We start from the raw sequence: 17,427 nt of genomic DNA on the forward strand, positions 1-17,427 counted from the left end.
AGGACTACTCGACGGTGTCGGCGAGGGTGCCCAGGTACAGCTGGATGACCTTCGGGTCCTTCATGAGTTCGCGCCCGGTGCCGGTGTACGCGTCCTTGCCCTGGTCCAGGACGTAGCCGCGGTCACAGATCTGCAGGCAGCGGCGCGCGTTCTGTTCCACCATGATGACGGAGACGCCGGCCCGGTTGATCTCGTGGACCCGCAGGAAGGTCTCGTCCTGCTTGACGGGGGAGAGGCCTGCGGAGGGCTCGTCCAGCAGCAGCACGGCCGGATCCATCATGAGGGCCCGTCCCATGGCGACCATCTGGCGTTCGCCGCCGGACAGCGACCCTGCACGCTGGGCCCGACGCTTCGCCAGCTCCGGGAACAGGTCCGAGACGAACTCGAACCGCTTGGCGAAGTCCTTGGGCCGCTGGAACATGCCCATCTGGAGGTTTTCCTCGATGGTCAGGGCGGCGAACACGTTGTTGGTCTGGGGCACAAAACCGATGCCCCGGCTGACCAGCTTGTTGGCCTTCAGCCCGGTGATGTCCTGGCCGCGCACCACAACCGAACCGGAATGGACCTTGACCAGGCCGAACATCGCCTTCAGCAGGGTGGACTTGCCGGCACCGTTGGGTCCGATGATGCCGATCAGCTCACCCTTGCGGGCCTCGATGCTGCAGCCGTTGAGGATGTTGACGCCAGGGAGGTAGCCGGCCACCAGATCGGTGACCTTGACGACCGGTGCGTCGCCCTCGACAGGCGTTGCGGCGGCTGCCGCGCTGGTGGCGCTCATGGTGTGTCCTTGTCTGTGCGGTTCGGTTCCTCGGCGCTGCGCCGGCCGCGCACCGGACCGCTGGTGTCCGGTTGCGCAGGCTCCGCTGTTTCGGAGGCAACGACGTCGAGGGAGATGATGCCGGCGTTCTCGGTGCCGACAATCGATTCCTCATCGGCGACCAGCTCGGCGGCCAGTTCCTTGATGCCCTCGGAGTCACCCAGGTCCACGTCGTGGTGGGCGCCGAGGTAGGCGTCGATCACGGCCGGGTTCTTCATGACCTCGGCGGGCGGGCCTTCAGCCACGATCTTGCCTTCGGCCATGACTACCACCCAGTCCGCGATGTGCCGGACCATGTGCATGTCGTGCTCGACGAACAGCACGGTCATGCCCTCGGCCTTGAGGTTCTTGATGTGGTCAAGCAGGGACTGCGTCAGCGCCGGGTTCACGCCGGCCATCGGCTCGTCGAGCATCACCAGCTTCGGCCGAACCATAAGGGAGCGGGCCATCTCCAGAAGTTTGCGCTGGCCGCCGGAGAGGGACGCTGCATAGTCGTCCTTCTTGGCGTCCAGCTTGAACTTCTGCAGCAGGACGTTGGCTTCCTCGGTGATCTTCTTTTCCTGGCCGCCCCAGATACCCTTGAAAAGGGCCTTGGACAGCCGCTCGCCGGACTGCTGGGAGGCGCCCAGGCGCATGTTCTCCATCACCGTGAGCTTGCCCATGACCTTGGTCAGCTGGAACGTGCGGACCATGCCCATGCGGGCCACCTTGTAGGAGGACACCCCGGCGAGGCTGTTGCCTTCAAACTGCCACTTGCCCGTGTTCGGGGTGTCGAAGCCGGTCAGGAGGTTGAACAGCGTGGTCTTCCCGGCGCCGTTGGGGCCGATCAGTGCCGTGATCTTGTGCCGCGGGATCTCCAGGTACTCGACGTCGACGGCGTTGATGCCGCCGAAGCTGCGGGTGACGTTCTCCGCCACCACGATCGGATCGCGCTTTTTGCAGCCGGGGGCGGTCTCGCCCGCGGCAATCGGACGCGTGTCCGTCATGTAGTCGATGTTTTCTGTATTTCCCGGGTTCCCCGGGGTCGTTCCCGGGCGGGACTCTTCGTTCTGCGTGCTCATGCGAACGCCAGCTCCTTCTTATTGCCGAGGACGCCCTGCGGCCTGAATATCATCAGGAGCATCAGGGCGACACCCACCAGGATGTAGCGCAGCTGGCCGGCCTGGACGGTGTTCAGCCACGTGATGGTGCCGGACTCGATCAGCCCGTACAGGATGCCCTGGGTGAGGGACAGCACCACCCAGAAGATCATGGCGCCGACCACCGGCCCCAGCACCGTGCCGAGGCCGCCGAGCAGCAGGCAGGTGTAGAGGAAGAAGGTCAGCTCGGTGCCGTAGTTTGCCGGCTGGACCGCGCCGCGGGGGAGCGTGAAGATCATGCCGGCAAGGGCGCCGAGGACGCCACCGATGATTAGTGCCTGCATCTTGTAGGCGTACACGTTCTTGCCGAGCGAGCGGACGGCGTTTTCGTCCTCACGGATGCCCTTGAGGACGCGCCCCCACGGGCTGCGCATCAGCAGCCACACCAGGAGGCAGCAGACGGCCACGAGGGACCAGCCAACAACGCGGATGAAGAAGTCGCGGTTGTTCATGCCGAAGTATGAACCTTCGGGGAACGGGTTCATCGCATAGAACCCGCCCTCAAAAGCGGCCAGGCCGTTGGCCGAACCGGTCACCGAGGTCAGCTGGTTGGTGGTGACGATGTAGCGCACGATTTCCGCCGCCGCGATGGTGACGATTGCCAAGTAGTCGGCGCGCAGGCGGAGGGTTGGAATACCCAGCAGCAGCGCGAAGATCGCCGAGCAGACCACCGCGATGAGCACGCCGATAAAGAACGGAACACCGAAGGTCAGGGTGGAGATGGCGAAGCCGTAGGCCCCCACCGCCATAAAGCCGGCCTGGCCGAAGTTGAGCAGGCCTGCGTAGCCGAAGTGAACCGCCAGGCCGAGGGTGGCCAGGGCGTAGGCAGCCGTCGTCGGGCTGAACAGCTCACCGGCAGCACTGGAGAAAATAAATCCGAAGTCCATGGCTGTCTCCTAACCCACGCGCTCGCGCCGGCCCAAGATGCCTTGGGGCCGGATCAGAAGGACAATGATCATGATGAAGAGGGCTCCCACGTACTTGAGGTCGGCAGCGAGGCCGAACACGGTGGTCAGCTCCACGAAGATACCGACGATGATGGATCCGATGAGGGCACCCCACACCGTGCCGAGGCCGCCCAGGGTGACGCCGGCGAAGATGAGCAGCAGGATCTGCGAACCCATGTCGAACGTGACGCCGGGCCGGTAGTACGCCCACAGGATGCCGCCGAGGGCGGCGAGCATGCCGCCGGTCACCCAGACAATGCGGATGACGGAGTCGACGTCGATGCCGGAGGCCGCTGCCAGTGCCGGGTTGTCGGCGACTGCGCGGGTGGCTTTGCCGAGGCGGGTCTTGAGCAGGACGACGCCGAGGACCGCGATGACAACGGCGCTGATCACGAGGGACCAGAGGTTGTTGGGCGAAATGGAAATCGGGCCGATCTGGATCTCCGCGCTCTGGGCGAAGGGCAGCTGCTGGGTGGCGCCGCCGAAGAAGAACTGGATCACGTAGCGGACGGCCAGTGCGAGGCCGATGCTGACGATCATCATCGGAACCAGGCCGGTGCCGCGGCGCCGCAGGGGCTTCCAGAGGCCGGCGTCCTGGACATAGCCGAACAAGCCGCCGCCGGCGACCGCCAGCAGAATGGCCAGCCAGAACGGCAGGTTCATGGCGTTGAACGCGAAGACCAGGACCGCGCCCAGGGTGACCATCTCGCCGTGGGCGAAGTTGGTCAGGCCGGTGGTGCCGAAGATCAGCGAGAGGCCGACGGCGGCGAGGGCCAGCAGAAGGCCGAAGCTCAGGCCGGCCACCAGGCGGTTGATCAGGTTCTGGCCGAAGTCCTGCTGCTGCACCACAATGCCTTCACCGAACGCGAAGATCACCGAAAGGTTGGAGGTCTGGCTGAAGGTGACCTGCCGCGGGTTCTCCTGGCCGTCGGCGAGCTTGATGCCTTCGGGGAGGGTGGACTCGTCCAGTTCGATTTCGTAGGTGCCCTGGGCAGGGACTCCGATGGTCCAGGAGCCGTTGGCGCCGGACTTCGTGGTCCCGGTGAAGTCGCCCTGTTTGGCGGTGATGGTGACATCGGCGATCGGCGCGCGGTCATCGCCGCGCAGGAAGCCGCTGATGCTGTTCTGGAACGTGGTGGCCGACGGGGATGGTGTCGGCGAGGGGCTCGTGGCCTGGGATGCCGGCGCGACGATCAGCAGGAGCGCGGCTACGGCGGCAAAAACAGCCCCCACAACTTTCAGCAGTCTGCCGCGCCGTCTCTGCGACAGGCCTCTCGGTGTGCTTCTCAAAATGAAACCTCCACATGGGGGTGGTGTGGGTTGCGCCATTGCAACCGCTGCGAACGGTCAGGGTGACGGGATGTGGTGCGTGGTGCGATGCGGTGGAGCAGTTGGGCTTGTGATGTCCGTCACCCTGTTGGGCCCATGTTACAGCCCGATGGGGGTGATGAATGCCGTCGCGAGCAGGCAGAACGTCGCGATCAGGTAACAACCGTGAAGCAGTGATAGCAGGGTGGTTTACCGGTCCTAAAGTAAACTTTTGTTGATCCTGAGTATGCCTAAACAGTCGGCTCCCGCGCCGCGCCCAGTACCCCCCCGGGGCCCGCGGACGCGCCCGCGAGGTCACGGTTGGGTTGCGGCAGCACTGTTCCGGGAACTATCGCTGCACGTCGGCGGTTGATATTGGTAGCGTGGTGCAAGCGGCACCCGTGGCACATCACCGGACCATCATTCACCCCCTTTATTTGGAGGACACCCGCAATGGCACTTGGCGGAAACCCAGTCTTCAACGGAAAGAACTTCCGTGGAGCAACCCAGGCACCGCCTGCCCCGCAGGCTTACGGACAGGGCCCCTACGGCCAGAACGCCTATGGCCAGCCCCAGTTCGGCCAGGCCCAGTACGGTCAGACCCAGACCGGTTGGAACCCTGCACAGCAGGGCATGACCCAGCAGCAGCTGCAGGACATGTACAACCAGCCCGCTGCCGGCCCCGCCGACACGGGACGCATGACCTATGACGACGTCATCATGAAGACCGCGGCCTGCCTTGGCGCAGTGGTTGCCGGTGCCGCCGTCACCCTGGTGGTGGCCGAGAGCCTGGCCTACACGCTGATGATCGTCGGCGCGCTGGGCGGCTTCGTCCTCGCTCTGGTCAACACCTTCAAGAAGCAGCCGTCACCGGCGCTGATCCTGGCCTACGCCGCCCTTGAAGGCCTGTTCCTCGGTGGCCTGACCCGGATCCTCGACAACATGTTCCCGGGCGTCGGCCTGCAGGCCGTGGTCGGCACGCTGTCCGTGTTCGCCGTGACGCTGGTGCTCTTCAAGAACGGCAAGGTCCGGGCCACGCCGAAGGCCATGCGCTTCTTTATGATCGCGACCATCGGCTACGCCGTCTTTGCGCTGGTCAACATGGTGATGATGTGGACCGGCGCGGTTGATTCCCCGTTCGGCCTGCGCACCGAGATCCAGATTGCCGGCATCCCGCTGGGCGTCTTCATCGGCGTGCTGGCGATCGGCCTGGCCGCGTTCTCCCTGGTCATGGACTTCACCAGCATCGAGGCCGGCGTCCGCAGCGGCGCCCCGCAGCGCTTCTCCTGGACCGCGGCCTTCGGCCTCACCGTCACCCTGGTGTGGCTCTACGTGGAGATCATCCGGCTCCTGGCCATTCTCCGCGGCGACGAGTAACAACCGCGGCTGACTGCAGCCGGCAAAACCACAGCGGGGAGCCCCGCCGGACCGAGCACCTCGGGACGGCGGGGCTCCCTTTTTGTACCTCAGGCCAGCCGCTCCAGCACCACGGCCATGCCCTGGCCGCCGCCCACGCAGAGTGTTGCCAGGCCGAGCGACGCGTCGCGCTCCCGGAGGCCGTTGAGCAGGGTGGTGGCCATGCGGGCGCCGGTCATGCCGAAGGGGTGGCCCAGGGCAATGGCGCCGCCGTGGACATTGAGCTTGTCGTGGTCGATCCCGAGTTCCTTCGCGCTGGCGACTACCTGCACCGCGAAGGCCTCGTTGAGTTCCACGAGGTCGATGTCCTGGATGCCCAGCCCGGCGAGCTTGAGTGCCCGGCGGCTGGCTTCCACCGGGCCCATGCCCATCAGCTCGGGGGAGAGGGCGCTGACACCCGTGGAGACAATCCGGGCCAAGGGTTCCAGCCCGAGCTCGTGTGCCCGTGTGTCGCTCATGACCACGAGGGCGGCCGCGCCGTCGTTCAGGGGGCAGGCATTGCCCGCGGTGACCGTGCCCTCGGCGCGGAAGACCGGCTGCAGGGCGCTGACGGACTCAACGGTGACCCCGGCCCGCGGGGAATCGTCGCGGTCGACTACGGTGCCGTCCTTGCGGGTGTAGGGCGTGATCTCGCGGGCATAGAAACCCGAGGCAATGGCCGCCTCGGCGCGGTTCTGGCTCAGCACGGCCCAGGCGTCCTGGTCGGCCCGGCTGATGCCGTAGCTGGTGGCCACGTTCTCCGCGGTCTGGCCCATGGCGATGTAGATGTCCGGCATGCGTCCGCCCATCCGCGGATCGGTCCACGGGGTGTTGGAGCGGGCCCTGGCGGCCGTGCGTTGCCGCGCCGCGTCAAAGCGCGGGTTGTGGGTGCTGGCGTCCGTCTCGCCTGCGCCGGCCCAGTCCCGGTAGCGGGACACGGCCTCCACCCCGGCCGCCACGAAGGCGTGCCCTTCTCCGGCCTTGATGGCATGGAACGCCATCCGCAGCGTCTGCAGGCTGGAGGCGCAGAAGCGGTTGATGGTGGCGGCTGGAACGTCGTCGAGCCCGGCCAGGATGGTGACCACCCGGGCCATGTTGGAACCGGCCTCGCCGCTGGGCTCGGCGCAGCCGAGGTAGAGGTCGTCCAGGCCCCGGCCGTTCCCGTCCGCCGCGTCGAAGGACGGAATGCGGGCCAGCGCCGCGGACACCATGGCGGCCGCAAGGTCGTCGGGGCGTTCGTCCTTCAGCGAGCCTCTGAAGGCGCGTCCGATGGGGCTTCTGGCAGTGGAAACAATCACGGCGTCCGGCATGCGGCCAGCCTACGCCCCGCCTATGCCAGGCGCATCGCCCCGGCCGCGGGACGCACGGCAAAGATCTCCGGGGCCGGGTACCCGGCCCGGCGGAAGGCCTGCCCGACGGCGGCGCGCACCTGCTGCTCGGCCGCCACCGGGGTGAGCGCAATGGCCGAACCGCCGAAGCCGCCGCCCGTCATCCTGGCACCGACCGCGCCGGCGGAGCGGGAAACGTCCACGGCGAGGTCCAGTTCGGGGCAGGAGATCTCGAAATCGTCCCGCATGGAGGCATGGGACGCATCCAGCAGCGGGCCGATCTCCCCGGGGCCGCTGCCCTCCAGGAGCTGGACCGTCTGCAGGACCCGGTCGTTTTCCGTCACCACGTGCCGCACCCGGCGGAACGTCACCGGGTCCAGCAGGCCGCTGGCCTCCTCCAGGTCGCCCAGGCCGACGTCGCGCAGGGCCCGTACCCCCAGGACCCCGGCGCCGAGCTCGCACGAGGCGTGCCGCTCGGCATACCCGCCGCCCGCATGGGAGTGCGACACCCTGGTATCTATCACCAGCGTCACCAGCCCGGCGCTTTCGGCGTCGAACGGCACCAGCCGGCTGGCCTGGTCCCGGCAGTCCAGGAAGAGGGCGTGGCCGGCCGCCCCGCGCAGGGACGCTGACTGGTCCATGATGCCGGTGGGGGCCCCGACGAAGTCGTTCTCGGCCCGCTGGGTGGCCAGGACCATGTCCCGGGCATCCAGGCCCGCCCCGGCCAGCTCGTTGACTGCCGTGATCACGGCGCACTCGATGGCGTGGGACGAGGACAGCCCGGCGCCGCGGGGAACATCGGAGTCGAGGAGCAGGTCCAGCCCGCCGACCGGGAGCCCGTGCTGCTGCAGCGCCCACAGGACGCCCAGCGGATACTTGGTCCACCCGCGCGCGGTGTCGCGGCTGAGGGAGTCCGCGTCCGCGGTGGTGAGCCCCTGGTTCCCAAAGGTGGACAGGAGCCGGATGGTGGAGTCCGTCCGCAGGCGCACCGCCACGCGGGCGGTCCGGTCGATCGCGAACGGCAGCACAAAGCCCTCGTTGTAGTCGGTGTGCTCGCCGATCAGGTTCACCCGGCCCGGCGCCTGCCACACCCCGGCCGGTGGCGCGCCAAAGACGGATTCAAACCGGGCCGCCAGGGCCTCTGCGTCGAGGGGGAGCGTCATGCGGGGCTGCCTGCGGAGGCCATGCCGGGGGAGCGGGTCATGGCTCCACGGTATACGCCGCGGCGCGCGGCTGGGTACGGTGGTGACCATGGACCCGCAGACCCCCGTTTCCCCCGACGCTCCCCAGACCAGCGGCCCTGCCGCTTACGTCAGCCCTGCCGCTTCCTTCGGCCCGGCCGGCCCGGACGAAACAGTCCGGCGCTATGCCACCGGCCGGCAGTACGAGCTGCGCCGCGGTGACGCGCTCGCCGTCGTCACCGAACTGGCCGCCGGGCTGCGGCTGTACAGCCGCGGCGGCACGGTCCTGACGGAAACCTACGGTGACGGGGAGATCGCGCCGGGCGCGGCCGGGATCACGCTGGCGCCCTGGGCCAACCGGGTGGAGGACGGCGTGTGGCACCTCAAGGGCAGGAAGCAGCAGCTGGACATCACCGAGCCGTCCCGGAACAACGCCAGCCACGGGCTGCTGCGCAACGCCTCGTATGAACTGGTGGACGAGTCGGAGTTCTCGGTCACCCTCGAGGCGGCCGTGTTCCCGCAGCACGGCTACCCCTTCCTGCTGCGCCACCGCGTGCGCTACGAACTCGACGCGGACCTTGGCCTGGTGGTCCGGCAGCAGCTGGTCAACGACTCCCAGGAACCCGCCCCCTTCGTCCTCGGCGCCCACCCCTACCTCCGGCTGGGGGACGTGCCCAGCGAGGAACTGGTCCTCACGGTCCGCGCCGGCACGAGGCTGGTGACGGACCAGCGCCTGATCCCGCGCCGCACAGAACCGGTGTCCGGCGACTTCGACCTCCGCGGAGGGCGGCTGGTGGACGGCCTGGAGCTCGACTCCGCCTACACCGACCTGACGTTCGACGGCGGCATCGCCCGCCATACGCTGCGGGCGCCGGACGGGCGCAGCGTGAGCCTCTGGCAGGACGAGGCCTGCGGCTACGTCCACGTTTTTGTGACCACGCAGTTCCCGGGCCGGTCCAAGGCGGTGGCGATCGAACCCATGACCGGGCCGGCCAACGCCTTCAACAGCGGCGACGGCCTCCGCTGGCTGGCTCCGGGAGAGCATTTCGCCATGACGTGGGGCATCAGCGCATCCCTTGAGCCGTAACAGCGGCCGCGGTTTCCCATCCCGCGTTTCCCATCTGCGTTTCCCATACGGGGGAGTGCTGGTGAATCATGGGGCTATGACGCCTGCTGACGATTCCGCCCCGCGAGACCCCCGTGCCGCCGGCACGGACCCGGGCAGGGAGCCAGGAAACAGACCAGGCATCGCCCCGCCGCTGCGTGTGGTCACCGACCGGGAGATCGACCAGGACATCCCGTACGGAGTGCGGATCGCCGCGTCCTGGTCATGGCGCCTCGGACTCATTTTCCTGATGGCCGGCGCGCTCGTCTGGCTCCTGAGCAAAGTCAGCTTCCTGCTGATCCCCGTGATGGTGGCGGCATTGCTGGCCGGGCTGCTCTCGCCGGTGAACAACTGGCTGCGGAGGAACCGGGTCCCCAACGGCCTCGCCGTCGCCATCACTGTCGTGGGATTCATTGGCGTGATCGGCGGAGCCCTGGCCCTGGTGGGCCGGCAGCTCGTGGCCGGGTTCGCGGAACTGTGGAGCCAGGCGCTGACCGGGATCCAGAAAATCCAGGCCTGGCTCGCGGACGGGCCGCTGCACCTCTCCGCGGCCCAGATCGACCAGTACATCAAGGACGGCACCGAGGCGCTGCAGAACAACAGCAGCAGCATCCTCAGCGGTGCCCTGTCCTTCGGCAGCACCGCCGGGCACTTCGCGGCCGGCATGATCCTGGCCCTCTTTATCCTCATCTTCTTCCTGCTCGAGGGCGGCCGCATCTGGTCCTTCCTGGTGCGGCTGCTGCCCCGGAAAGCCCGTGCCGCCACGGACGGGGCCGGCCGCGTGGGCTGGGCCTCCATGGTGAGCTACGCCCGCATCCAGATGTTCGTCGCCTTCGTGGACGCCGTCGGGATCGGCGTCGGCGCGGCGATCATCGGCGTGCCGCTGGCCCTGCCGCTGGGTGTGCTGGTGTTCCTCGGTTCCTTCATCCCGATCGTCGGCGCCCTCGTCACCGGCGCCGTCGCCGTCCTCCTGGCCCTCGTCGCCAACGGCTGGGTGAACGCCCTGGTGATGCTCGGCATCGTCCTGCTGGTCCAGCAGCTGGAAAGCCACATCCTCCAGCCGCTGGTCATGGGCAAGGCCGTGTCCCTGCACCCGGTCGCCGTCATCCTCGCCGTCGCCGCCGGTTCGTACCTCGCCGGCATTCCCGGCGCCCTGTTCTCCGTTCCGATCCTCGCCGTAGCAAACTCGTCGATTCGCTACATTGCCGGCAGAACGTGGGAACATGAAAGTGCGCTGGCCACCGCGGGCCCGGGCGGGGCGCCGGAGCCGGATCCGCGCCCCCAGCCCGCCGACTGAGCCGACAACTGATCCGACAAAGGAGACTAGTTCGTGAACACCCTTGAGAGCCTGCCCGTCACGCTGGACGATGTCCTGGAGGCGCAGAAGCTGCTCGACGGGATTATTACGCGGACGCCGGTTGAATCCTCCCGCGCCCTGGGCGGCATGGTGGGCGGCGAGGTCTTCCTCAAGTGCGAGAACCTGCAGCGCGCAGGGTCCTTCAAGGTCCGCGGCGCGTATGTCCGGATGGCCAAGCTCTCCCCGGAGGAGAAGAAGCGCGGGGTTGTGGCGGCATCCGCCGGCAACCACGCCCAGGGTGTGGCCGTCGCGGCCAAGAGCCTGGGCATCAAGGCGCGGATCTACATGCCGCTGGGCGTCGCCCTGCCCAAACTCGCCGCCACCCGCAGCCACGGCGCCGAAGTGGTCCTGCACGGCCACAACGTCGACGAGGCGCTCGCCGAGGCGAAGCGCTACGCGGATGAGACCGGCGCCGTCTTCGTCCACCCGTTCGACGACGTCGACGTCGTCGCCGGCCAGGGCACGGTGGGACTGGAAATCCTTGAGCAGGTCCCGTTTGTCGACACCATCCTGATGGGCGTGGGCGGCGGCGGGCTCCTGGCCGGCGTCGCCGTGGCCGTCAAGGCGCGGGCCAAGGAACTGGGCCGCGAGATCCGGATCATCGGCGTCCAGGCCGAAAACGCGGCTGCCTACCCGCCCTCGCTCGCCGCGGACGCGCTGGTGCCGCTCAAACGCGTTTCCACCATGGCCGACGGCATCGCCGTCGGCCGGCCCGGCCAGCTGCCCTTCAGCATCATCCGGGAACTTGTCGACGACGTCGTCACCGTCAGCGAGGACGCCCTCGCCCGGGCGCTGATCTTCCTGCTGGAACGCGCCAAAATGGTGGTCGAGCCCGCCGGCGCGGTGGGCGTCGCCGCGCTCATGGAAGGCAAGATCGAGAACCCGGGCACCGTGGCCGTGGTGCTCTCCGGCGGCAACATCGACCCCATGCTGATGCTCAAGGTCATCCAGCGCGGCCTCTCCGCCGCGGGACGGTACATGACGGTCCGGATGATGCTGGACGACCGCCCGGGCTCGCTGGCCACGATCGCCCGCATCATCGCCGAGAACGACGCCAACGTGACGGGCCTGGACCACACCCGCGTGGGCGGCTCGATCAGCATGGGGGACGTGTCCATCACCGTCAACCTGGAGACGAAGGGCCACGAACACTGCGAGAAGGTCCTCGCGGCACTCCGGGCCGAGGGCTTCCAGCCGATCGTGGTGCATTAGGGGGACGTGATGCTCGATTCCACCAGGGACGGCACGCCGCGCGCCGTCGACACAGCCGCCGGACGCGCCCGTAAGGGGTTGGTGGTGGTGGGATCGTTCGTCCTGGTGCTGTACGTCATCGAGGTCATCAACGCCCTGTCGCTGCGCTCCCTCAACGGCACGTTCGGGCTGCGCCCGCGCAGCCTGGACGGCCTCCTGGACATCTTCACGTTTCCGCTGCTGCACGCCAACCTGGCGCACCTCTTCTCCAACACGCTCCCGCTGATCATCTTCGGCTTCCTGGTGCTGCTGTCCGGGCGCCGGGTGTTCTTCACGGCCTTGGCGCTGAGCTGGCTGGCCTCCGGGGTGGTGGTGTGGCTGATCGGCGGTTTCAACGTCACGGTCGGGGCGTCCGGGCTTGTCTTCGGCCTCTTCTCGTTCCTGCTGGTGCGCGGGTTCTTCAACCGCAACTGGTGGCAGATCCTGCTCTCCGTGGTGCTGTTCCTGACCTACGGCGGGATCCTGGTCGGGATCCTGCCTACGGTGGTGGGCTACGTTTCCTGGCAGGCGCACCTCGGCGGGGCCATCGGGGGAGTGGTCGCCGCCGTGCTGCTCAGCCTCCCGCGGGCGGAACGGCCCCGTCCCCGCGCCTGACCCCTACCCCGCCGGAGGCAGCGGCGACAGGGGCGACAGTGCCAACAACGGACGACGCCGGCCCTCCCGCATGGGGAGGGCCGGCGTCGTTCGCTGTCTTGCGGCACAGCCGCCGGGTCAGCCGGCGTACGGCTTGGCGGAGATGATCTCCACCGTGATGTCCTTGCCGTTCGGGGCGGTGTAGCTGAGCTTGTCGCCCTCCTTGTGGCCGGCGATGGCCGCGCCCAGCGGGGACTTCTCGCTGAAGACGTCGAGATCGGAGTCGCCGGCGATTTCCCGGGAGCCGAGCAGGAAGGTCTCCTCGTCGCCGGCGATGTTCGCGACGACGATCATGCCGGGCTCGACGATTCCGTCGTCGGCAGGAGCCTCGCCCACGTGCGCGTCGCGGAGGAGCACGGTCAGCTGGCGGATGCGGGCCTCGATCTTGCCCTGCTCCTCCTTGGCAGCGTGGTAGCCGCCGTTCTCCTTGAGGTCGCCTTCCTGGCGGGCAGCTTCGATCTTCTGAACGATGTCTGCACGGCCGGCGCCGGAGAGGTGGTCCAGCTCTGCCTTCAGGCGGTCAAAAGCTTCCTGGGTGAGCCAAGCTGCAGTTGCGCTGTTGGTGGTCGACACGGACTTCTCCTTTTGATGGTCAAACAAGCAAAGACCCCGCCACGGTGGCCACTTATGGATCTCAGCAACCAGCTCAGCGGGGTAGAGGTATTGATCCATTGTAGTCAATGCTGTGGATAAACCAAAGAACACTGCGGTGTGCATCACACCGTGTTACCGCCGTATTACCCCGCGGGGCAGCCGGGCCCGGCGGCTGGCCGCTAGTTTCCGCCGTCGGGAATCCAACAGCTGTCGACGACGCCGGAGACGGCCTGGGACTCGGTGCGCAACGTCGCCCGGTGGGCCGTGGTGCGCCCGCCGTCGGTGCCGGCATCCGCAGCGTTGGGCGGGATGTCCACCACTTTCCAGCCCACGACGGCGAACTTGGAATCCAGCGCCTTGACCGAGCACTTGGCGGCGGTGGCGGGTTCCTTCGTGACCTGGAAATCGATCTCCGCCAGGGTGGCATCCGGGGTGCTGTAGCCGATGTCCTTGAACGTGACGCTTTCCGTCGCGTTGGATGTGGAGATCCACGCCATCAGGGCCATTCCGGCCGCAAGGGCAAGCAGGAGGATGGTGCGTTTGGCTTTGCCGCTCAGCGTGCGCTTTTGGCCGCCGTAGCGATTGGCTAGGCTGGGGGATGCCGGTGCGGGCGGGGCAGGCTGATCCTTGGAAGTCACCAGTCCAGTTTAGTGTGGATCCCGGGACGGGTCCGCCGCGGCCCTCGCGGTCCCCACGCCTGGCCGCAGAGTCCCGTGCCGCAGTCCCGTCCAGCGTTCCGTCCCGCAGTCCCGTCCCTGAAGATGAAAGAGGAGCCGTCCACGATGACAGCGTCCACCAGCCCGTCAGCACCCCTACGGCTTCTGGCTGTCCATGCTCATCCCGACGACGAATCGAGCAAGGGCGCCGCCACGATGGCCATGTACGCCGCCGCCGGCGTCGACGTGCTGGTGGCTACCTGCACCGACGGTTCCCGCGGGGACATCCAGAACCCGGCCGTGGAGGGCGCACCGCACCCCAAGCGCGACATGGCCGGCGCCCGCCGGCTGGAGATGGAGCACGCCGCCAAGGTCCTGGGCGTCCGCCAGCGCTGGCTGGGCTTCGTTGATTCGGGGCTGCCCGAAGGCGATCCGCTGCCGCCGCTGCCGGCAGGTTCATTCGCCACCCTGCCGCTGGAGCGGGCCGCCGCCCCGCTGGTCCGGCTTGTCCGCGCGTTCAAGCCCCAGGTGATCCTCAGCTACGACGAGAACGGCGGGTACCCGCACCCGGACCACATCATGGCGCACCGCGTCGCCGTCGAGGCCTTCGAAGCCGCCGGCGACCCTGGCCGCTACCCGGGCACCGGCGAGGCCTGGACGCCCAGCAAGCTGTACTACGACCGTGCGTTCAGCCCCGAACGGTTCCGGGCCCTGCACTTCGCGCTGGAGGAAGCGGGGCTGCAGTCGCCGTATGCCGAACGGCTCGCCGCCTGGCTGGAAGCCGACGCCGAGGGCCACACCCCGCCCGCGCCGACCCACCCCACAACCACCCAGATTGAGTGCGGCGACTTCTTCGAGGCCCGCGACGAGGCGCTGCGGGCCCACCGCACCCAGGTGGACCCGGAAGGCTTCTTCTTCGCCGTCTCCACGGCCATGCAGCGCCGCGTCTGGCCCTGGGAGGACTACTCGCTGATCCAGTCCCGCGTCCCCGCCGAACTGCCCGAGAAGGACTTCTTCGCCGGGCTAAGATAGATCGACAGGCCATTTCTATGACGCGTAGAAGACGTCATGGAAAAGATTCCGGCAGCTCCCCGCCCGGCCCGGGTGCCGCCACCAAAGCCCCATAGAAGGTCCCAACCGTGCATTCCTTGCTTATCGCCCTGGCGACCACCCCGGCGCCCGCCCCCACGCCGTCGCTGCGCCCCGGGCTGTCCCAGGACCAGGTGACCCCAGGCCTCCTGGGGTTCCTCCTCACCGCCTTCATCGTGGTGCTGACGGCCCTGCTGATCGTGGACATGGTCCGCCGCATCCGGCGGGTCCGCTACCGCGCCCAGGTGGAGGAAGAACGCGCGGCTGCCGCTGAGGCTGCGGCCGACGGCGGCGCCCCGCAGGCTACCGGCGCGGGCGACCCGGCCGGCCGGCCCGGCACCCGTCCCGAGGCCAACGGCGAGGCGGAGCCCGGCAGCCGCTGACGCTCCGCCCGTCCGGGCCGCCGGACGCGGGGTGGGACCGGAAGTACGAGCCGTGGTACCGCGACGCCTTCGAGCACGGGCTGACGGCGGTGGACGGCATCGTCGAAGCCCTCGATAAGCTCCGGCTCCCGCACTGCGTCGCCTCGAGCGGGACCCATGCCAAGATGCGGCGCACGCTCGGGCAGACCGGGCTATGGCACCGCTTCGAGGGGCGGATCTTCAGCGCCACGGACGTCGCCAACGGCAAACCGGCCCCGGATCTGTTCCTGCACGCCGCCGGGACGCTCGGCGCCGCACCCGAGCGGTGCGCGGTTGTCGAAGACAGCGCCCACGGCGTCCAGGCCGCCCGCTCGGCCGGAATGCACGTCTTCGCATACGCCGGCGGGGTGACCCCGGCGGACCGGCTCTCCGGGCCCGGAACCACGGTCTTCACCGACATGCGGCAGCTGCCCGGGCTCATCGAGGCCGGCCGGCCCGCCTGAGCTGCGTTGAACCAGCCCGGGTGGAATCAGCCCCGGTGGAATCAGCCTGGGTGCAGTCAGCTCAGGACGGCGATGGCGATGGCGATGTAGTGGGCGGCGAAGGCGAAAACCGTCAGGGCGTGGAACAGTTCATGGAACCCGAAGTGCTCGTAGCTGATGTTCGGCTTCTTCAGGGCGTAGAACACGGCGCCTGTGATGTAGAGCGCCCCGCCGACGCAGACCAGCACGGCCGAGGCCACGTTGGCGGCGAAGAAGTCCGGCAGATAGAACAGCGCGCCGCAGCCCAGGGCGATGTAGATCGGCACGTAGAGCCAGCGCGGGGCGTCGGTCCACAGCAGGCGGAAGAGCACGCCCAGGATGGCCCCGGACCAGATCACCCACAGCAGCAGTTCGGCCTTGTCCCGGTCCAGGAGCGCCCACGCCAGCGGGGTGTAGCTGCCGGCGATGACCAGCATGATGTTCGTGTGGTCCAGGCGCTTCAGCACGATCTTGACGCGCGGGGACCAGTTCCCGCGGTGGTAGACGGCACTGACGCCGAACAGGAGCACTCCGGTGAAGGCGTAGATGGCGCAGGCGATCTTGAGGTCCGGCGTCGGGGCCAGCAGAACCAGCACCAGGCCGGAGGCCAGCGCCAGCGGGGCCGTGACGGTGTGGATCCAGCCGCGCCACTTCGGCTTGATCATCAGAAGCTCGGCGAGCCGGACGGCGGCGTCGTCCACCGGGCCGTGTCCACGGTCCGCAGGCTGCTCCGGGAGGTGGCCGGACGTGTTGCTTTCCATGCCGCCATAATAACCTACGGGCTAGTAAGTTACCCGCGAGTAACAATACGTTGCAGGTGACATCGGACCGCCCTTGCGCGCCGCCCCGCGCTCCGGGCGGTAGCCTAGGATTTGCACAGCAGTCGTTCTTCAAGGAAGCCAGGTGAAACTCCGGATGGAAATGCCCGGGTTCCTCTACGGCTTCTACGAGCGCAAACTCCAGCGGTCACTCGACCCGGAGCGCATCCCCCGGCACATCGGCGTTATGGTGGACGGCAACCGCCGCTGGGCCCGCCAGTTCAACGCCCCCACCAGCCAGGGTCACCAGGCCGGGGCGGACAAGATCCACGAATTCCTCGGCTGGTGCCAGGAGCTCGGCGTCAAGGTGGTCACCCTCTACATGCTGTCCACGGACAACATGAACCGCTCGGGGGAAGAACTCGACCTGCTGATGGGCATCATCGCCAACACCCTGGACCGGCTGGATGAGGACGCCGACATTTCCGTCCATGCCATGGGTGCCCCGGAACTCCTCCCGGACTACCTGGCCGCGAGGCTCAACCGGCTCACGGCCCGCACCCCGGTGCGGGAGAAACTCCACGTCAACGTCGCCGTCGGCTATGGCGGACGCCGCGAAATCGTCGACGCCGTCCGCGAACTCCTGCACGACGCCGTCGCCCGCGGAACGGACATCGGGAAACTGGCCGACGACCTCAGTGTCGACGACATCTCCCGCTTCCTCTACACCCGTGGCCAGCCGGATCCCGACCTGGTGATCCGCACCTCCGGGGAACAGCGGCTCTCCGGGTTCCTGATGTGGCAAAGCGCCTACAGCGAGTTCTATTTCTGCGAGGCCCTGTGGCCGGCGTTCCGGAAAGTGGACTTCCTCCGGGCCCTCCGCGACTACGCCGGCCGGCAGCGCCGCTACGGTTCCTGAGGCGTTAACAGCTGTTCACGTGATGGCAACAGGAATCGCCGGTGAATGGGCACGGAAACGCCGCATA

At 68.1% G+C, this 17,427-nt stretch carries 18 protein-coding genes; 9 read left to right on the forward strand and 9 right to left on the reverse strand.

Annotated features, from left to right (window positions below; translation table 11 throughout):
• Positions 1–4 precede the first annotated feature (4 nt).
• Genes AR539_RS07275 through AR539_RS07290 form a run of 4 tightly spaced genes read right to left on the reverse strand, consistent with a single transcriptional unit; the run spans position 5 to position 4,136 of the window.
• Positions 5–778, reverse strand: coding sequence for an ABC transporter ATP-binding protein (locus AR539_RS07275; RefSeq protein ID WP_066434214.1), 774 nt, complete (start codon positions 776–778; stop codon positions 5–7).
• Positions 775–1,878: an ABC transporter ATP-binding protein gene (locus tag AR539_RS07280; RefSeq protein WP_066434215.1), complete on the reverse strand. Its 1,104-nt coding sequence runs from the start codon at positions 1,876–1,878 to the stop codon at positions 775–777. The genes AR539_RS07275 and AR539_RS07280 overlap by 4 nt, the downstream gene beginning before the upstream one ends.
• Positions 1,875–2,843, reverse strand: coding sequence for a branched-chain amino acid ABC transporter permease (locus AR539_RS07285; RefSeq protein ID WP_066434221.1), 969 nt, complete (start codon positions 2,841–2,843; stop codon positions 1,875–1,877). Before AR539_RS07285 ends, AR539_RS07280 begins: the two co-directional genes overlap by 4 nt.
• Before the next feature lie 9 nt (positions 2,844–2,852).
• Positions 2,853–4,136 (reverse strand): branched-chain amino acid ABC transporter permease, encoded by a 1,284-nt coding sequence (locus AR539_RS07290; protein ID WP_197410572.1) that lies wholly within the window; start codon positions 4,134–4,136, stop codon positions 2,853–2,855.
• A gap of 528 nt (positions 4,137–4,664) precedes the next feature.
• On the opposite strand from AR539_RS07290, the gene AR539_RS07295 reads away from it, so the two are divergent.
• Positions 4,665–5,588, forward strand: coding sequence for a Bax inhibitor-1/YccA family protein (locus tag AR539_RS07295; RefSeq protein WP_066434225.1), 924 nt, complete (start codon positions 4,665–4,667; stop codon positions 5,586–5,588).
• Between the two features lie 89 nt (positions 5,589–5,677).
• On the opposite strand, the gene AR539_RS07300 is transcribed toward AR539_RS07295, so the two are convergent.
• Positions 5,678–6,916 carry an acetyl-CoA C-acetyltransferase gene (locus AR539_RS07300; RefSeq protein WP_066434229.1) on the reverse strand — a complete coding sequence of 413 codons (1,239 nt, stop codon included), beginning with the start codon at positions 6,914–6,916 and terminating at the stop codon, positions 5,678–5,680.
• A gap of 20 nt (positions 6,917–6,936) precedes the next feature.
• Positions 6,937–8,097 carry a galactokinase gene (galK, locus tag AR539_RS07305; RefSeq protein WP_066434232.1) on the reverse strand — a complete coding sequence of 387 codons (1,161 nt, stop codon included), beginning with the start codon at positions 8,095–8,097 and terminating at the stop codon, positions 6,937–6,939.
• A gap of 88 nt (positions 8,098–8,185) precedes the next feature.
• On the opposite strand from galK, the gene AR539_RS07310 reads away from it, so the two are divergent.
• The 4 genes from AR539_RS07310 to AR539_RS07325 all read left to right on the forward strand — a co-directional run bounded on the left by AR539_RS07310 (position 8,186) and on the right by AR539_RS07325 (position 12,422).
• Positions 8,186–9,202, forward strand: coding sequence for an aldose 1-epimerase family protein (locus tag AR539_RS07310; RefSeq protein ID WP_082699319.1), 1,017 nt, complete (start codon positions 8,186–8,188; stop codon positions 9,200–9,202).
• A gap of 76 nt (positions 9,203–9,278) precedes the next feature.
• Complete coding sequence (locus AR539_RS07315; RefSeq protein ID WP_082699234.1) at positions 9,279–10,517, forward strand: AI-2E family transporter; 1,239 nt, start codon at positions 9,279–9,281, stop codon at positions 10,515–10,517.
• A gap of 33 nt (positions 10,518–10,550) precedes the next feature.
• Positions 10,551–11,789, forward strand: coding sequence for a threonine ammonia-lyase (ilvA, locus tag AR539_RS07320; RefSeq protein WP_066434235.1), 1,239 nt, complete (start codon positions 10,551–10,553; stop codon positions 11,787–11,789).
• Positions 11,790–11,798: 9 nt separating this feature from the next.
• Positions 11,799–12,422 carry a rhomboid family intramembrane serine protease gene (locus AR539_RS07325; protein ID WP_066434238.1) on the forward strand — a complete coding sequence of 208 codons (624 nt, stop codon included), beginning with the start codon at positions 11,799–11,801 and terminating at the stop codon, positions 12,420–12,422.
• Positions 12,423–12,539: 117 nt separating this feature from the next.
• Here the strand turns inward: AR539_RS07325 and greA are convergent, their stop codons facing one another.
• Positions 12,540–13,034 carry a transcription elongation factor GreA gene (gene greA, locus AR539_RS07330; protein ID WP_066434241.1) on the reverse strand — a complete coding sequence of 165 codons (495 nt, stop codon included), beginning with the start codon at positions 13,032–13,034 and terminating at the stop codon, positions 12,540–12,542.
• Between the two features lie 200 nt (positions 13,035–13,234).
• Positions 13,235–13,693, reverse strand: a complete 459-nt coding sequence (locus AR539_RS07335) for a DUF4307 domain-containing protein (protein ID WP_066434243.1) — start codon at positions 13,691–13,693, stop codon at positions 13,235–13,237.
• A 144-nt stretch (positions 13,694–13,837) separates the two neighbouring features.
• On the opposite strand from AR539_RS07335, the gene mca reads away from it, so the two are divergent.
• From mca to AR539_RS07350, 3 genes are all read left to right on the forward strand, one after another.
• On the forward strand, positions 13,838–14,743 hold the full coding sequence (gene mca, locus AR539_RS07340) for a mycothiol conjugate amidase Mca (protein WP_066434246.1): 906 nt from the start codon (positions 13,838–13,840) through the stop codon (positions 14,741–14,743).
• A 107-nt stretch (positions 14,744–14,850) separates the two neighbouring features.
• Complete coding sequence (locus AR539_RS07345; RefSeq protein WP_066434248.1) at positions 14,851–15,183, forward strand: hypothetical protein; 333 nt, start codon at positions 14,851–14,853, stop codon at positions 15,181–15,183.
• Positions 15,180–15,665, forward strand: coding sequence for an HAD-IA family hydrolase (locus tag AR539_RS07350; protein WP_082699235.1), 486 nt, complete (start codon positions 15,180–15,182; stop codon positions 15,663–15,665). The genes AR539_RS07345 and AR539_RS07350 overlap by 4 nt, the downstream gene beginning before the upstream one ends.
• Before the next feature lie 56 nt (positions 15,666–15,721).
• Here AR539_RS07350 and trhA read toward each other — a convergent pair whose 3' ends face one another.
• Complete coding sequence (gene trhA / locus AR539_RS07355) at positions 15,722–16,348, reverse strand: PAQR family membrane homeostasis protein TrhA (protein ID WP_066436263.1); 627 nt, start codon at positions 16,346–16,348, stop codon at positions 15,722–15,724.
• A gap of 250 nt (positions 16,349–16,598) precedes the next feature.
• Between trhA and AR539_RS07360 the strand changes: the two genes are divergently transcribed.
• Positions 16,599–17,360, forward strand: a complete 762-nt coding sequence (locus AR539_RS07360; protein ID WP_066436265.1) for an isoprenyl transferase — start codon at positions 16,599–16,601, stop codon at positions 17,358–17,360.
• Positions 17,361–17,427: the final 67 nt, after the last annotated feature.

The organism is Arthrobacter sp. EPSL27, from assembly GCF_001512305.1.
Lineage (GTDB): Bacteria > Actinomycetota > Actinomycetes > Actinomycetales > Micrococcaceae > Arthrobacter.

What these genes read in the sequence shown, in the direction of transcription:
- AR539_RS07295 (WP_066434225.1), top strand. Translation starts at nt 4,665, where the DNA reads ATGGCACTTGGCGGAAACCCAGTCTTCAACGGAAAGAACTTCCGTGGA.
- AR539_RS07325 (WP_066434238.1), top strand. Translation starts at nt 11,799, where the DNA reads ATGCTCGATTCCACCAGGGACGGCACGCCGCGCGCCGTCGACACAGCC.
- AR539_RS07285 (WP_066434221.1), bottom strand. Translation starts at nt 2,843, where the DNA reads ATGGACTTCGGATTTATTTTCTCCAGTGCTGCCGGTGAGCTGTTCAGC.
- AR539_RS07310 (WP_082699319.1), top strand. Translation starts at nt 8,186, where the DNA reads ATGGACCCGCAGACCCCCGTTTCCCCCGACGCTCCCCAGACCAGCGGC.
- AR539_RS07360 (WP_066436265.1), top strand. Translation starts at nt 16,599, where the DNA reads ATGGAAATGCCCGGGTTCCTCTACGGCTTCTACGAGCGCAAACTCCAG.
- AR539_RS07280 (WP_066434215.1), bottom strand. Translation starts at nt 1,878, where the DNA reads ATGAGCACGCAGAACGAAGAGTCCCGCCCGGGAACGACCCCGGGGAAC.
- mca (WP_066434246.1), top strand. Translation starts at nt 13,838, where the DNA reads ATGACAGCGTCCACCAGCCCGTCAGCACCCCTACGGCTTCTGGCTGTC.
- trhA (WP_066436263.1), bottom strand. Translation starts at nt 16,348, where the DNA reads ATGATCAAGCCGAAGTGGCGCGGCTGGATCCACACCGTCACGGCCCCG.
- galK (WP_066434232.1), bottom strand. Translation starts at nt 8,097, where the DNA reads ATGACGCTCCCCCTCGACGCAGAGGCCCTGGCGGCCCGGTTTGAATCC.
- AR539_RS07300 (WP_066434229.1), bottom strand. Translation starts at nt 6,916, where the DNA reads ATGCCGGACGCCGTGATTGTTTCCACTGCCAGAAGCCCCATCGGACGC.
- AR539_RS07275 (WP_066434214.1), bottom strand. Translation starts at nt 778, where the DNA reads ATGAGCGCCACCAGCGCGGCAGCCGCCGCAACGCCTGTCGAGGGCGAC.
- AR539_RS07315 (WP_082699234.1), top strand. Translation starts at nt 9,279, where the DNA reads ATGACGCCTGCTGACGATTCCGCCCCGCGAGACCCCCGTGCCGCCGGC.